Genomic DNA, 14,863 nt, shown 5'->3' on the forward strand with positions numbered 1-14,863 from the left:
CCTACTTGAACACCGCAGGCACTTCTCCATGTTCCCTCATCCGTGGGCGAGACAACGACGCGTCCCGCGATCCGAGTACCAGCGGGTAGGCTGCTGGGGTGACCACGCACCAATCCGAGCTCGACCCCACTCGACCGCGAGGGGCGAGACTGCCCCGGACGGAACGACGAGCCCAGCTTCTCGACTCCGCTCTCGAGGTCTTCGTCGCCTACGGCTTCCACGCCGCCGCGATGGACGACATCGCCGAGAGGGCAGGGGTCTCGAAGCCCGTTCTCTACCAGCACTTCCCCGGCAAGCTCGACCTCTACCTGGCCCTGCTGGAGAAGTCCGCGAACGAGATCATCGATCGCTGCCGGGAGGCCCTGGCGTCGACCGACGAGAACAAGGAACGCGTGGCCCGCTGTGTCGCGGTCTTCTACGACTACGTGGCCTCCGAGACCGGTGCCTTCCGGCTCGTCTTCGAGTCCGACCTGACCAACGACCCCGCCGTGCGCGAGCAGGTCGACCGGGTCACCAACGAGTGCGCCGAGGCGGTCGCCGAGGTCATCGCCGAGGACACCGGCTTCGCCGCCGCGGCCTCTCACCTGCTCGCCGTCGGCCTCGTCGGCCAGGCACAGGTCAGCGCCCGCTACTGGCTCCACAACAACGGCGACCTCTCCCAGGAGGACGCCGCTCGCCTCGTCGCCGGCCTCGCCTGGCGCGGCATCCGCGGCTATCCCAAGACCGACTGATTCCATTCCGAGTTCCGCTCGTAGCGCAACAGCGGGGTTCCTCACAGTCCGTGTGAGAGGATTCCGAAGCATTGATCGACCCATCGCAAGGAGGACCCGTGGAGGTCAAGATCGGCGTCCAGCAGGCCGCCCGTGAGCTCGTCGTAGAGACCGAGGAGTCCAGCGAATCGGTGGAGAAGCTCATCGCCGACGCCCTCGGCGGGGGCGCTGTGCTCGCTTTGACCGACAGCAAGGGCCGCAAGGTCATCGTCCCGACCGAGAAGCTCGCCTACATCGAGATCGGCCCGGCCAAGGTCGGCAAGGTCGGCTTCGCCGGCTGAACCACTCGGGCTGCACAACTCAGGGATGGCCCTGATTCCGGTGGCGAAGTTCCCTTTTTAGGTCATGTTGTCCGTGCATTCCAGTCCCAACAGGTGCAATATCAAAATATGGGCGCCTTCATGGCGCCACTCACAACCTGAAGGGAAAAGGCATGATCTCTACGATCCTCGTCACCCTCATCGGCGGCGTCATCATCGGTGCCCTCGGCAAGTTCTTCGCCCCGGGCGATAAGGACAACATTCCGTTCTGGCTGACGATTGTCTGCGGTATCGGCGGCATGCTGATCGGCAGCTTCATCTACTGGTTCGTCTTCGGCCAGAACAACGGGCCGTTCGACGGCCATGCGGCCACGTGGGACAACGCAACCAACGGCATCGACTGGTGGCGTCACATCTGGCAGGTCGTGATCGCCGCCGTGCTGGTGGTCGTCGCCTCCGGTGTCACCGGAAAGTCCAAGGCCTGAACCTCGTCCAGGTCACTCGAAGCGGTCCCGCCCCTCTGGGGTGGGGCCGCTTCTGCTGTTGCGGCCGGCTTCACCAGTTGGGCTGCGCCGGCGGCTCCGGCGGGACCACGTCCGAGGGCCGGATGACGTAGACGATCCGCCCGGAGCGTGCCCAGGCGCGGTCGAGCTCGCCGAGGTCGTACGTCGTCCGCACCTCCGCGTCGCTGACGATGCGGTGGGAGGCGGGGTCGTGGACGACGGGGTCGCCATCCTCGTCGAAGCCGGTCAGCACGAGCAGATGACCGTTGGTGTCGTACCCGGCGCCGGTCAGCTCGCCGGCCTGGTGCGAGATGGCCAGCACGAGCGGAATCCCGGCCTCGAGGAATCGGGCGGCCTCGGCGAAGGAGCGGAGCCTGGTGACGTACGCGACCAGCCCCCGGGCGCCCGCATAGGCGGTGTTGAAGGCCCAGTTGCCGGCGCCACCGAAGGACTCGTCGTAGACCTCCCGGACGGTGAACGGCACCTGCGGGTCGGGGGTCTCATAGTCCACCCAGGCCGTCTCGGCGGGCGTCGGCCCGACACCCCAGAAGTCGGCGATCATCGCGGTCGAGGCGGCGCTGCACCAGGACTGCCCACCACCGTCCCAGTGCGGATAGCGGTCACGGTGGAGCTGCTGCGAATAGGCGGGTACGCCACCCACCACCGTCCCGCGAGGCACCGTCCCCGGCGCCGGCGCCGAGTTCCGGGCGTCGGCCGAGACCATCGCCCCGAGCAGGCTCACCCGCGGCAGGCTCCTGTCGGGGCCGTGCAGGCTCAGCCGCAACGAGAAGCCCGTGAACCTGCGCCCGTCCCGCCCCAGGATGGTGTCGTCGGACGCGACCGCGACCGGGTCGTCCTGACCGGCGACGGAGGTCGAGGTGAAGTCCGGGTCCGAGGACCAGCGAGCCAGCATCAACCAGCCGCTCCGCTCCCCCGACTCGGCGATCACCTGAGCCGCGACCTCCACCCAGGTCCCGGGCGGGGTCACCACGTTCCAGGAGGCGACCAGCTCGTCGAAGCAGAACCCGGGGCTGACCTCGGGAGACGTCCACACACCGGCGTCGGGGACGATCTGTGTCCCTGACCAGCCGGTGAAGCGGATGTCAGTGCTCAAGCCCGAGCTTGCCCATTCGCTCGACGTGACGCTGGGTGAGCCGGGTGAGCATCTCGCCGATGGTGCCGAGGTCGAGACCGGAGAGGTGGCCACCGGCGATCAGCTCGCTGAGCCCCTCCCGGGTGGCCGCGACCTGCTGCGCCTGAGTGATCGCCTCGCCCATGAGGCGACGGCCCCACAGCGCCAGGCGCCCGCCGATGAGGTGATCGGCCTCGATGCCGGCCCGCACCCGATCGACGATGAAGTCGGCCCGCCCGGCGTCCTCGAGGGTGGTGACCACGAGCTTGTGGGTGTCCTCGTCGAGGAAGCCCGCGACCTCGCGGTAGAAGTCGTTGGCGAGCCCGTCACCGACGTACGCCTTGACCAGCGACTCCCACCAGTCCGCAGGCTTGGTGTGGATGTGGAACTCGTCGAACCCCTCACGCAGCGGCTCCATCGCCGCGTACGGGTCGGCGCCGAGCTCCACCAGCCGGTCGAGGACCGGCTGGATCTTGGCATGCTGGGCGGCTGCCATCGCGAGCAGAGCCGTCTTGTCCTCCAGTGAAGGCGCCATCTTGGCGTCGTCGGTCAGCCGCTCGACAGCCGAGACCTCGCCATAGGCGACCGCTCCGAGAAGGTCGATGACGGCAGCCTTGTAAACAGGATCACCGAACGGATCCTGAGGACCCGTGAACTCTGACGATGCAACCACGGGAGAACCCTACCGATAGAATGCCTTTTGACCGACCCAGCGCCGCTGTAATGCACTTCATATCGCGGTGGTCTGGATCCCGTATGTGCGCGGCGTGGCACTCGCTTGGCAAGCTCGAGACACCCGTGAGTCGCTCGCCGCATTCGATGAGACAAGCGAGTAGCGACGAATCATGACAACGTTCAAGGAGCTCGGGGTTCATCCCGAGATCTGCGCTCCCCTCGAGCGCAAAGGCATCACCACCCCCTTCGCCATCCAGGAGATGACCCTCTCGGTCGCCCTGCAGGGCACCGACCTGATCGGCCAGGCCCGCACCGGCTCCGGCAAGACGCTGGCCTTCGGCATCCCGGTGGTGCAGCGCAGCGTGTCCCCCAAGGACCGCGACTACATCGACCTTCCGCAGGGCAAGCCGCAGGCCCTGATCGTGGCTCCGACCCGTGAGCTGGCCATGCAGGTCTCCGCCGAGATCTCGATGATCTCCGAGGACCGTGGCCTCCGCGTGCTGACCGTCTACGGCGGCGCGGGCTACGACCCCCAGATCGACGCGCTGGAGAAGGGCGTCGACATCGTGGTCGGCACCCCCGGCCGCCTGATCGACCTGGCCAACCGGAAGGTCCTCGACCTCTCCCACGTGCACGCCCTCGTCCTCGACGAGGCCGACGAGATGCTCGACCTCGGGTTCCTGCCCGACGTGGAGAAGCTCGTCACCCTCACCCCGGAGACCCGCCAGACGCTGCTCTTCTCGGCCACCATGCCGGGCGCGATCGTGGCGCTGGCGCGCTCCTACATGCGCCACCCGATGAACATCCGCGCCGAGTCCGCGAGCGAGCGCGAGACCGTGCCTGCCACCGCGCAGTTCGTCTACCAGGCCCACGACCTCGACAAGCCTGAGATGATCGGCCGCCTGCTGCAGTGCGAGGACCACGACAAGGTCGTCGTCTTCGCCCGCACCAAGCGGCAGGCACAGCGCGTGGCCGACGACCTCGCCGAGCGCGGCTTCCCGGCCTCTCCCCTGCACGGCGACATGCAGCAGGCCGCCCGCGAGCGGGTGATGCAGAAGTTCCGTGACGGCAAGGTCGAGGTCCTGGTGGCCACCGACGTCGCCGCCCGCGGCATCGACGTCACCGGCGTCTCCCACGTGGTCAACTACACGACCCCCGACGACGAGAAGACCTACGTCCACCGCATCGGACGCACCGGCCGCGCCGGCGCCTCCGGTGTCGCGGTCACGTTCGTCGACTGGGCCGATCTCCACAAGTGGAAGATGATCAACAAGGCTCTCGACCTTCCCTTCGACGAGCCGCAGGAGACCTACTCCTCCTCGGAGCACTTCCTCCACGACATGGGCATCCCGAAGGGCACCAAGGGCCGGATCAAGGCCGCCGCGCCTGCGAAGCCCAAGGACAAGGACTCCGACAAGGACGGCGAGAAGCGGGAGCGCGCTCCCCGCAACCGCGACCGTCAGCGCACCCGTTCGCGCGGCGGCCAGGTCGTCGACAAGTCTGCCGCTCCGGTTGCCGAGTCCGCCGAGTCGACGAAGCCCGCCGACGGCGAGGCCAAGGCCGAGGGCTCCGCGCCCCGTCGCCGCCGCCGTCGCCGTTCTTCGGGCTCGGGCGGTTCCGCGCCCAAGGCCGACGCCTGAGCCTGCCTAGGGGATCACGACCACCTTGGTGCCGAGCCGCGCGAAGCGCCACATCGCCTTCGCGTCCGGCTCGGCCTGGCGGATGCACCCGTGCGACAGCGGTGTGCCGAGCTGGGCGCGGGTCTGTACGCGCTTGCCCTTGTCCACCGGGATGTTGTGGAAGCCGATCGCGGCGCGGGGGCCTTTGGTGAAGCGTACGAACCACTTCATCCGGCCCGAGTCGTCGATCCCCCGCGCGTGCTCGGAGCGGGAGAAGACCTTGTAGGTGCCGGGCTCGAGGTTGTCGTAGATGCTGCCCGAGACCGGATACGTACGCCGCGTCTGGTCGGCCGCGGAGACGATCCAGACCCGCTGGCGGCTGATCGAGAAGACGGCCCGGCGACCGGTGCCGGAGTCGTCCGGGAGCACCTTCTCCGCGGCGGCCGTCCGCGCGTCGACGTGACGGTCGATCGCGGCCTCGCGCTGGCTGTCGTGTGGCCAGACCGGGGTGCGCCCGGCGTCCGCGCCCAGCTTCATCCCGCTGTCGGCCGCGCTGGGCCGGCCGTTGGCCACCGGCTCGGCGACGACCTCCATCCCGACGTACAGACCGGCCGACGTCAGCAAGGACGCGGCGAAGAGCATCTTGGTGCGCCGGAGAGGCCTGGATCTCACGTGGCGCGCAGTGCGGCTCACTTCTTCATCACGTGCCCGAGTCCCCCTACGAAATCCACGTCGAACATCATCCAAACACGTATCACCGCAAGTCAACTGTCACACGACAGACAGAAACCGTGATTCCGCGTGTGAACCGACGGCCCGGCGCCTGGATCTCCCTCGCGGCCGGTGGTGGCAGGATTGCCCCATGTCGAACCCCACCTCTCTGGTCACCGGCGCAACCGCCGGCATCGGACTCGCCTTCGCCCAGCAGCTCGCCGCCCGCGGACACGACCTCGTCCTCGTCGCCCGTGACGAGGAGCGCCTCACCGGCGTCGCCAAGAACCTGGCGGACGCTCACGGCATCGGCGTCGAGGTGCTCCGCGCCGATCTGACCGACAGCGCCGACCTGGCCAAGGTCGAGGCCCGCCTGGCCGACGCCGACCACCCGGTCGACCTGCTGGTCAACAACGCCGGCCACGGCCTCAAGCACCGCTTCCTCGACAACACCGCCGACGAGGAGACCGCGATGGCGGAGGTGCTCATCATCGCCCCGCTGCGCCTCTCCCACGCCGCCCTGGGCGCCCAGGCCGCCCGCGGCCACGGCGGCATCATCAACGTCGGCTCCGTCGCCTCCTACCTCCCCCGCGGCACCTACTCGGCCGCCAAGGCGTGGATCAACTCGTTCACGGAGTGGGCCCACAACGAGTACGCCGGCCAGGGCGTCAAGGTGATGGCCCTGCTGCCGGGGTTCACCAAGACCGAGTTCCACGAGCGCCTCGGCTCCGGCTACGACTCGGCCCCCTCGTGGATGTGGCTCGACGTCAACGACCTGGTCCGCGAAGCGCTCGAGGACTACGACGCCGACAAGACCTTCTCGATCCCGAGCAAGCGCTACAAGGCCCTGGCCACCATGGCGCGGGTGGTCCCGTCCGGCGTACTCCAGAAGTTCCAGTCGCTGGGCCGCAAGTAGCCGACCCAGCAGGTAGTCAGAGACGTTCTGGCCCGTTACCGCCGGGTATACGGGCCCGAAGGTCTCGGACTATCCAGCGCGGGCCCTCAGGTAGCGCTCACGCTGCCAGTCCGCCAGGGCTCGACGCATCTCGACGGTGTGGGTGGGCGTCCACCAACGTGGCGGGTTGATCGTCCGCTGCCGGTCGGCCATCGGTGTCCGGCTTGCTCGCGCCCGAGCCTCGTGCGTCCTCCTGATGAAGTCTGCGGGGTCACGACGGTCGGCGGCCACCATGGTGACGTACTCCAGACCGACCCGCCGGAAGGCTCCTTCGCGCCGCAAGTCCTTCGCCCGTTGCCTGCCCGCCAGATGCAGGGCACCGTCGTACTCCGCAACCACACCCCGCTCCAAGTCGATGACATCCGGGGTTCCGATGTGCCGGCCATCGAGGTCGAAGACCGGGCGGTTGCTGACCACCCCCGCGATCCCCATCCGCACCTTGAGGGTGAGTCGCAGATCGGTCTCCGACGGCGACCACACGTTCTCATCGGCAAGCGAGATCGCACGTCTCAGGCGATCGATGCCGGTCCAACCGCTGAGGGTCTCGGCGTAGGCCGCCATCTCCGCCAATGAGATCAGGTCGCTGGCCGCCACGAGGTCGAGCCAGCGTACGGCCGACAACGGCGTCTCTGCCCTACGGACCTCGAACGCCACCGACCGATGCGGATCCGTGAGCACCACCCCGTCCACGACCTGACGCGTTCTCGGCAGCATGCGCTCCTTGCTCACCTCGATCCCGGCCTGCGCACGTGCCTGCGATCCCGGGGTGAGAATGGTCACCGGAAGCTCGCTCCCGTCCGCGTCGCAACCGTCGATCCAGCGCACCCGCTGCCATGCCAGCGCAGCCCAACCCGTCACCGCGCCGTCCGCAGGCACCACTGCGGAGGCCTCGAGAACCCGCTGCTGCGGTGAGTCCGGGACGTACGCAGGCACGTAGAGCCCCCGCGACGAACGCCGCCACGCCCGTCCCCTCGCCTGCTTCGGCGTCGGACCGAGCGCACCCGAGGGATCCGTCCGCACAGGACGCACCAGCCCAGGCCGCCCGGGTATGTCGGACGGCCTGAAGTGAGAGGCACGAGAAGCCACGGCCCGCATGATGTCCGCGACCACCGACAAGTTGCCGCCCACCGGGTAGTCCGAGACGTTTCGGCCCGTTACCGCCCGGTAGCCGGGCCCGAACGTCTCGGACTACCCAGCTTCAGGCGTTCGCGATGAAGGTGGTGACCGCGTCGGCGACCATCTGAACGGCGATCGCGGAGAGGAGCAGACCGGCGATCCTGGTGATGAGCAGGACGCCGGACTCCTTGAGGACCTTCAGGATCGGGATGGAGAAGACCATCGCCACCAGGAGGGCGAGGTGGACGACGACGAGTCCGAGGCCGAGCCCGAAGGCGGTCCCGACGGAGTCGACCTCCTGAGTGAAGACCATGGTGGCGACGATCGCACCGGGGCCGGCCAGGAGCGGGGTGCCGAGCGGCACCATCGCCACGTTCGCTCCGGCGGCGGCGACGGGGTCGTCGAAGTTGTCGGTGAGCAGCTCGAGGGCGACCAGCAGCAGGAGCAGGCCGCCGGCGCACTGCAACGCCTCGAGGGAGATGTGCAGGAAGTGCAGGATCGCCTGTCCGAACAGCGCGAAGATCGTGATCACCAGGAACGAGACGGCCACCGCGAGGAGCGCCGCACGGCGCTGCTTGCCCGGCGACTGCCCCGCGGTCAGCGACAGGAAGATCGGGATCGTGCCGACCGGGTCCATGATCACGAAGAGCGTCACGAACGTGGAGACGAAGATCTCGGTCAACGTACGACCTCGGGGGTGGCTCGTCCGGAGGCGGCCGCAGCTGCGGCGGCGCGCTCCAGGAGCCGCTCGTACTCAGCGGGTGCAGTGGTGTTCACTCCCAGATGGTGACCCACCTTCCCGGTGCCGTGGTAATCGCTGGATCCGGTCACCACGAGGTCGAGGTTCCGGGCGATCACCCGCAGCTTCTCGCGCACTTCGGGGCTGTGATCCTGGTGGTCGACCTCGAGCCCGGACAGGCCCGCGTCGACCAGTGCGGAGATGGCTGCCTCGTCGGGCTGCTCGCGTCCGGACCGGCCCCACGGGTGGGCGATCACGGTGACTCCGCCGGCGGCGGCGACGGTGCGGATCATCGGCTCGAGCGGGGCCGCGTAACGGCTGACGTTCGCCGGTTTGCCGGCCCCGAGGTAGCGGTTGAACGCCTCGTCGCGACTGCGCACGTAGCCCTTCGCGACGAGCGCGTCGGCCAGGTGCGGGCGCCCGGAGGCAGCGGCGTCACCGGAGACGGCGGCGACCTCCTCGAGCGACACCTCGATGCCGAGGCGCGCCAGCCGGGCCAGCATCAGCGGCAGCCGTCCGTCCCGGCCGGCCAGAATTCGGGCGAGCTCGGCGACCAGCGGCGGGTGGGTCCGGTCGGGCAGGTAGGCCAGCAGGTGCACGCTGTGGCCGAGGTGGTCGGTGCTGATCTCCATGCCGCGGACCAGCTCGATCCCGGCCTCGGTGGCCGCGGCTGCCGCCTCGTCCCAGCTGGCGGCGGTGTCGTGGTCGGTGATCGCGACCACGTCGAGCTCCGCGGCCTTCGCCGCCTGGACCAGCTCGGTGGGCGAATCGGTCCCGTCGCTCACTCGCGAGTGAGTATGGAGGTCGATGCGCACCCGCCCATCCTAGGGCGAGTTCCACCAAGATCCACCGGGGCCACCGAAGGGCAGCTCGACCATCTGTACGCCCAGGTCCCGGACCTGGCGCAGGTGCCAGCCGTCCTGGAGCATCAGCATCGCCGTGGCCGGGCGGAAGACCAGCCACAGCCAGCGGCCGGCTGCCTCACCGACGACCACGGACCGTTCCCACTCCTCGGCGCCGTTGGTCCACTGGGTGATCGGCCACAACGGCACCAGCTGCCGCTGCCCGGCGACCCGGACCCTCGTCGTGGGCGGGCCGGCACAGGCGTCGATCCCCGGGTCCGGTCCTTCCGTACGCGCGCACCGCGCCCCCAGCCCGACGCCGGCCTCCTCGGTGACGACGGTCATCTCGACCGGCCCGTCGTCGGGGGTCACTCCCGTCAGCGTGAGCAGCGTCGCCGCACCCTTGTTCTCGTCGCCGACCACGGCGAGGTCGGCGATCGACCAGCCCGACTCGACCGGCCAGGGAACGTAGGTGGGCACCTCACCGGCCAGCGAGAGGATCTGCACGAGGTCCTCGTAGGAGGCGGCATCGGAACGCCACAGCGGGGTCACCACCCCGTGCTCGGGACACGACTTGCTGCCGCCGGCACCGATGCTCGCCACCGGCGTCGCGCAGCGTGGACAGCCAACCGCAAGAGCCACCCCACAACGGTGACCCGTGGTATCCGTCTGGTCAAGACGTACGGTCAGGCATCGGCCCCGACTAGGTGTTCCAGTGCTTGACGACCGGCTGCCCGCGGTAGGCATCGAGCAGCGAGACGGTCGCGGTGTCGAGCCGGAAGAGACGGCCCTCGGTGACCGGGAGTCCCAGCCACACCGCGGCCAGAGCGCACAGCGCGTGTCCGTGGGAGAAGACCAGGGTGTCACCCTCGCGCTCGCGGGCGGCCGAGACGACCCGGCCCAGCCTCTCCTGGACGGCGGCAGCAGCCTCTCCGCCGGGTGTCTTCGCGGTCCACAGGCTCCAGCCCGGGTCGGTGCGGTGGATCTCGTCGGTGGTGATGCCCTCGTAGTCGCCGTAGTCCCACTCGACCAGGTCGTCGGTGACGACCGCGTCGGGGAAGCCCGCGAGCTCAGCCGTACGCATCGCCCGCTGTCGCGGGGAGGTCAGCACCGCGGCGTACTTCTGGTCCTGAAGGCGTGACGCGAGCACCTTGGCGGCCTCCTCCCCCTCGGGCAGGAGGGGAAGGTCGGTGTGGGAGGTGTGCCGGCCGTTGAGGGACCACTCGGTGGTGCCGTGCCTGACGAGGTAGAGGGCCATGCCCCCCATCCAACCAGCCATCGGCCCGGCCGGATCCTCAGGCCCGAGTGATGAACCGATTGACCTCGCGGACGAACAGGTTGGGGGCGAGGTCGGCGGCGGTCGAGAGGGCCCTGGCCGGGAAGCCAACGGTGGTGTGCACCTTCGGCAGCCGCCCGCGCAGACCCTTGCGGGGCTGGGCCATCTCCCAGACCTGGTCGGCGACGTCCTCGACGGTCAGCCGGATGCCCAGGGTCTCGTGGGAGGAGGCGGCGTTGCCGTCGAGCAGAGCGGTCTTCACCCACAGCGGCCAGACCGCCTGCACCCGGATGCCCTCCTTGCGCCACTCCAGCTCCAGCGCCTCGGTGAGTCCGCGCACGGCGTACTTCGACGCGCTGTAGGAGGCGATCTCCGGCTGCCCGTAGATCGCGCTCGCGCTGCAGACGTTGATCACGCCGGATCCGGGCGTGGCCCGGAGATAGGGGTACGCGGTGTGGCAGCCGTTGATCACTCCGTTGACGTTGATCTCGATGGTCTGGTGGTGCTGAGCCAGGTCGACCTCGGCCAGGCGGCCGGCACGCAGGATGCCGGCGTTGTTGACCAGCAGGTCGAGGCGACCGCCGGCGGCGGTGGCGAACTCCTCCAGCGCCGCGTTCCAGGACGCCGGGTCGGTGACGTCGAGCGTGCCACCGATGGCGTTGTCGGACCCGAGGATCGCGGCGACGTCACGCGCGAGGTCGGCGTCGATGTCGTAGACGCCGACGAACCATCCCTCGCTCGCGAACTTCTCCACGATCGCCTTGCCGATCCCTTGGGCGGATCCGGAGACGAAGAGAGCTTTCCTGGTTGCCATGACGTGCTCCTTACGCAGGGATGAGCGCCCAGTAGTCGAGGTCGAGCAGCACGCCGGAGGCGTACTTTCCATCCTCGCCGCGCAGGGTCATCGACTCGTCGCGGCCCTTCGTGGCGACCAGGCGCAGCCGCAGCGCGCCGACACCTGGGGCGTCGGTCTCCACCTTGTCGAGGACCTCGGACCAGGCGTAGACGGTGTCGCCCGCGAAGGCCGGCGAGGTGTGCGCGCCGGCGTTGATCGCGGCGATCAGCTGGGCGTTGGCGAGGCCGTTGAACGACAGCGCACGGGCCAGCGAGATGATGTGGCCGCCGTAGACGAGGTTGCGGCCGTCGGGCCGGGCCTCGACGTTGAAGTGCACCTTCGCGGTGTTCTGCCACAGCCGCGTGGCCTGCTGGTGCTCGGACTCGGTGAGGGTGACGCCGTCGACGTGGTCGATCTTCTCGCCGGCCTCGTAGTCGGCCAGCCGGTGCGGCTCGCCGGCGGCGGTGAAGTCGTAGGCGGAGAAGTCCAGGCCGGTGGGCACGATCAGGTTCTTCGCGTCGACGACCGCGGCCAGCTCCGGGATCACGGTCTCGGGGGCCGCGGCGTCCTGGTCCCGCTTGTGCACCATCACCCAGCGCGCCCAGTCGATGGCGACCTCGCCGCGCTGGTTGGTGGCGGTCGAGCGTACGTAGACGACGCCGGACTTGCCGTTGGAGTTCTGCTTGAGGCCGATGACCTCGGACTTCGTCGAGAGCGTGTCGCCCGGCACCACCGGCTGGTGGAAGCGGCACTCGGCGTAGCCGAGGTTGGCGACCGCGTTCAGCGACACGTCCGGGACAGTCTTACCGAAGGCGATGTGAAAGCCGATCAGCTCCTCGACCGGGTGCTGCTCGAGCCCGACGGAGGCCGCGAAGGCAGCGCTCGAGGGCACCGCGAAGCGGGTCGGGTAGAGCGACCCGTACGCAGCCCGGTCGCCCTCGGTCACCGTGCGCGGCGTGGCGTGCTCGATGACCTGGCCGACCTGGAAGTCCTCGAAGAAGTTGCCGGGGTTCGTCTTGCTCATTGCGGCCTCTCGTCGGTGAATCTGGCGGTGCGGGATTACCGGACAGTAACCTAGTTCAGACGATCCCGTGGAGGCGTTCCGGGATGCGTAACAGCGGCTGGTTGCGGAGGTTGTCGATGTGGCCCGGGCCGACGGCGCGGTGCACTCCGTCCTCCTCACGGACGAGCCTGGCCGGCAGGACCGAGGCCGGGTCGAACTCCTCGACGTCAGCGCTCACCGAGGCGGTCGCGGTGGTCAGCAGGCCGGCGAGATCGTCACCGGAGCGTCCCCACGAGCTGCCCTTGCCGCGACCCACCGCCTTGGCGAGCTCGTTGCGGCGGTCGGCCTGTCGGCGCAGCAGGTCCAGGTCGGCGAACTTCATGTGGAGCATGAACAGCCCGGGATCGGGCACGTAGGGCGCCTTGATCCCGTGGGAGGCGAGCGTCCAGGCGGCCGACACCCGCTTGACCGACGGCTTGCACATCAACGGCGCGAACTGGGCGTACGCCCGCTGGCCGACGATCGGCTTGCCGCTGACCAGCGCTCCCTCGACCGCGGTGTGGTGGACGACGTTGAGGGCGAACGGGGCGATCACCCGCTCGGGGCGTCGGGCCAGGTAGTCGGAGAGGTTGGCGTACCTCGCCGGGTCCGGGACCAGGAACTCGTCCACGTCGGTGAAGATGACCACGTCGTAGACCCCCAGGAGACCCTGGGCGACCCCGCTGGCCAGGCCCATCCGGCCGGCCTCGAAGTTGCCCTTCCGGAAGCCCGGCAGGCGCTGGACCGTGCACGAGAGGTCGTCGGTCGAACCGTCGGTCGAACCGTCGTCGAAGACGATCAGGTTCTCGAGACCCGCCGCCCGGCCGTAGTGGTCGACCCAGCGGGTGAGCATCTCGCCCTCGTCGCGGGCGATGGTGAGCACCGCGATCCGTGGCGGCGCGGCCGACGTGCCGCCCGTCTCCTCGGCGAGTCTGCGACGACGGCGCAGGCTCCAGCTGCTTGACAAAGAGTTCCCCCGAATGTGTGTGTGTTGAGGCCCTACGTGCGGACCAGCTCCTCTCGCCGGACGGACCACTCCACGAGGTCGGCCAGGGCGGAGACGGCGCGCGCCGGGGCCTTGCGGCCCTCCCCCGGGTCGATGGCCTCACCAGGGATGGTCGGGTCGGCGAGCTTCTTGTCGAGGTCCGTACGCAGCGCCGCGTAGGAAGCCACCGCGGCGTCTCGAACCTGCTTGTCGGTGACCTTGCGCGGGTCGATCCCGCGTACGTCCACAGGGGCCAGGTCATCGAGATCCCCGTGGATGGTCGCGTCCAGACCGCTCAGCTCGGCAGCCTGGTCACGGGTGAACGAGGCGGTCCAGCGCGGTGCCTGGAGCCCGATACGCGGGTCGTCGACCGTCAGCTCGGGCATCAGCCGCTTGCCGAGAACGTGCTTGCGCAGCCCCATCGCCGCCGGGTAGGCCAGGCCACGCCGGTCCAGCTCGGCGTTGAGGCCGCGCAGCACCTCGACGGTCGCGGAGCCGAGGGAGGTGTTCTTCGGCGGCGGGCTCTTCATCCCCTCGGGATCGAAGCCCATCGCCACACCGAAACGCTCCAGCAGCAGGGTCGCCGGGCTGCCCGGAGGCGGAACCGTGACCAGGTGCAGAGGCCCGGCCTGGGCCCAGCGCCGGGCGATGGCGACCATGTCCTGCTCGGACCAGAACCGCTTGCCGGGGCCGGAGTGACGGCGCTCGGGAGAGCCCGGACGGCTCTTGTTGACCGAGGTGAGGAAGTCCGACCAGGTCCAGTCCACGCCGTTCTGGACGAGCTCCTGCCACATCGACGGTATCTGCCGGTTGATGTCTCGCAGCGAGAGCACGATCTCGGGGGTCACGCCCGTGAAGCTCGTCGCCACCCGCTCGACCGTCTCCGGGCCGACCGGCGCCAGCAGCTCGACGGAGATCAGCGCCGTGCCGTCCCACTCGTCGACCTCGGCGACCAGACGATCCCAGGCCCCGGCGACCGAGTTGCCCTGCGGGTGCTTCCGGCGGCCCTTCACGTCGAGCACGGCCTCGATCTGGTTGCGCCAGCGCGCGCCGGGGACCAGGAACCCACGCTCCGCGAGGAGAGCCTTGTTCTTGTAAAGGGCACCCTGCAGATAGGTCGTCCCCGACTTCATCGCCCCGACATGGAGCACTACCCGGCGCGCCAACTTCTCGTTACCTCTCGACCAGACCGACCCGACACCCCCGAGGGGGCATCGTAGCGTCAGGACCCGCCGCCGCCCGCCTTCCGGCGGTGCATCTTCGGCGCGCCACCGACCACCTCGGACCCGTGCGCCTTCTCCTTGGCCCCCGCGCTCTCGGCGCGTGCGTGGTCGTGGTTGTTCTTCTTCTCCAGCGCCTCGCGCATCTTGGCTTTGAGATCGTCGTTGGTCATCGCTCTCCCT

At 69.2% G+C, this 14,863-nt stretch carries 18 protein-coding genes; 5 read left to right on the forward strand and 13 right to left on the reverse strand.

The features are described 5' to 3' along the window. The first annotated feature begins 98 nt into the window (after positions 1-98). The 3 genes from ABTX24_RS24280 (at position 99) to ABTX24_RS24290 (ending at position 1,515) form a co-directional block, all read left to right on the forward strand. Positions 99-731, forward strand: coding sequence for a TetR/AcrR family transcriptional regulator (locus ABTX24_RS24280; RefSeq protein WP_160027381.1), 633 nt, complete (start codon positions 99-101; stop codon positions 729-731). Between the two features lie 98 nt (positions 732-829). Then, positions 830-1,051, forward strand: a complete 222-nt coding sequence (locus tag ABTX24_RS24285) for a DUF3107 domain-containing protein (protein ID WP_091052608.1) — start codon at positions 830-832, stop codon at positions 1,049-1,051. A 152-nt stretch (positions 1,052-1,203) separates the two neighbouring features. After that, the gene (locus ABTX24_RS24290) at positions 1,204-1,515 is read left to right on the forward strand and encodes a DUF1129 domain-containing protein (protein ID WP_160027379.1); all 312 of its coding nucleotides are present in this window, start codon (positions 1,204-1,206) and stop codon (positions 1,513-1,515) included. A gap of 70 nt (positions 1,516-1,585) precedes the next feature. Here the strand turns inward: ABTX24_RS24290 and ABTX24_RS24295 are convergent, their stop codons facing one another. Both ABTX24_RS24295 and ABTX24_RS24300 read right to left on the reverse strand, forming a co-directional pair. After that, complete coding sequence (locus ABTX24_RS24295; RefSeq protein WP_350843276.1) at positions 1,586-2,647, reverse strand: C39 family peptidase; 1,062 nt, start codon at positions 2,645-2,647, stop codon at positions 1,586-1,588. Continuing rightward, complete coding sequence (locus ABTX24_RS24300) at positions 2,637-3,338, reverse strand: ferritin-like fold-containing protein (RefSeq protein ID WP_160027375.1); 702 nt, start codon at positions 3,336-3,338, stop codon at positions 2,637-2,639. Before ABTX24_RS24300 ends, ABTX24_RS24295 begins: the two co-directional genes overlap by 11 nt. 172 nt (positions 3,339-3,510) lie before the next feature. On the opposite strand from ABTX24_RS24300, the gene ABTX24_RS24305 reads away from it, so the two are divergent. After that, positions 3,511-4,980, forward strand: coding sequence for a DEAD/DEAH box helicase (locus ABTX24_RS24305; RefSeq protein ID WP_350843278.1), 1,470 nt, complete (start codon positions 3,511-3,513; stop codon positions 4,978-4,980). A 6-nt stretch (positions 4,981-4,986) separates the two neighbouring features. Here ABTX24_RS24305 and ABTX24_RS24310 read toward each other — a convergent pair whose 3' ends face one another. Further along, complete coding sequence (locus tag ABTX24_RS24310) at positions 4,987-5,631, reverse strand: L,D-transpeptidase (RefSeq protein WP_350843279.1); 645 nt, start codon at positions 5,629-5,631, stop codon at positions 4,987-4,989. Between the two features lie 190 nt (positions 5,632-5,821). Between ABTX24_RS24310 and ABTX24_RS24315 the strand changes: the two genes are divergently transcribed. Continuing rightward, positions 5,822-6,586 (forward strand): SDR family NAD(P)-dependent oxidoreductase, encoded by a 765-nt coding sequence (locus ABTX24_RS24315; protein WP_350843281.1) that lies wholly within the window; start codon positions 5,822-5,824, stop codon positions 6,584-6,586. A 69-nt stretch (positions 6,587-6,655) separates the two neighbouring features. On the opposite strand, the gene ABTX24_RS24320 is transcribed toward ABTX24_RS24315, so the two are convergent. From ABTX24_RS24320 to ABTX24_RS24365, 10 genes are all read right to left on the reverse strand, one after another. Then, positions 6,656-7,645, reverse strand: coding sequence for a hypothetical protein (locus ABTX24_RS24320; RefSeq protein ID WP_350843283.1), 990 nt, complete (start codon positions 7,643-7,645; stop codon positions 6,656-6,658). A 178-nt stretch (positions 7,646-7,823) separates the two neighbouring features. Next, positions 7,824-8,423, reverse strand: a complete 600-nt coding sequence (locus ABTX24_RS24325) for a MarC family protein (RefSeq protein ID WP_160027365.1) — start codon at positions 8,421-8,423, stop codon at positions 7,824-7,826. Next, positions 8,420-9,295: a PHP domain-containing protein gene (locus tag ABTX24_RS24330; protein WP_160027363.1), complete on the reverse strand. Its 876-nt coding sequence runs from the start codon at positions 9,293-9,295 to the stop codon at positions 8,420-8,422. The genes ABTX24_RS24325 and ABTX24_RS24330 overlap by 4 nt, the downstream gene beginning before the upstream one ends. 9 nt (positions 9,296-9,304) lie before the next feature. Continuing rightward, entirely contained in the window at positions 9,305-9,964 is a 660-nt protein-coding gene (locus ABTX24_RS24335; protein WP_160027361.1) for a DUF6758 family protein, read from the reverse strand. 61 nt (positions 9,965-10,025) lie between these two features. Next, positions 10,026-10,580 (reverse strand): histidine phosphatase family protein, encoded by a 555-nt coding sequence (locus tag ABTX24_RS24340; RefSeq protein WP_201451227.1) that lies wholly within the window; start codon positions 10,578-10,580, stop codon positions 10,026-10,028. Positions 10,581-10,617: 37 nt separating this feature from the next. After that, a complete protein-coding gene (locus ABTX24_RS24345; RefSeq protein ID WP_160027357.1) occupies positions 10,618-11,412 on the reverse strand; it encodes an SDR family oxidoreductase in 795 nt (264 codons plus the stop codon). Between the two features lie 10 nt (positions 11,413-11,422). Further along, positions 11,423-12,457, reverse strand: coding sequence for a MaoC family dehydratase (locus tag ABTX24_RS24350; protein ID WP_350843286.1), 1,035 nt, complete (start codon positions 12,455-12,457; stop codon positions 11,423-11,425). A gap of 55 nt (positions 12,458-12,512) precedes the next feature. Then, complete coding sequence (locus tag ABTX24_RS24355) at positions 12,513-13,442, reverse strand: glycosyltransferase family 2 protein (RefSeq protein WP_350843288.1); 930 nt, start codon at positions 13,440-13,442, stop codon at positions 12,513-12,515. A 32-nt stretch (positions 13,443-13,474) separates the two neighbouring features. Continuing rightward, a complete protein-coding gene (locus ABTX24_RS24360; protein ID WP_350843290.1) occupies positions 13,475-14,626 on the reverse strand; it encodes a hypothetical protein in 1,152 nt (383 codons plus the stop codon). A 56-nt stretch (positions 14,627-14,682) separates the two neighbouring features. Next, positions 14,683-14,853 carry a DUF5302 domain-containing protein gene (locus ABTX24_RS24365; RefSeq protein ID WP_160027349.1) on the reverse strand — a complete coding sequence of 57 codons (171 nt, stop codon included), beginning with the start codon at positions 14,851-14,853 and terminating at the stop codon, positions 14,683-14,685. Positions 14,854-14,863 lie beyond the last annotated feature (10 nt).

Source organism: Nocardioides sp. NPDC127514 (assembly GCF_040302125.1).
Classification (GTDB): Bacteria; Actinomycetota; Actinomycetes; order Propionibacteriales; family Nocardioidaceae; genus Nocardioides.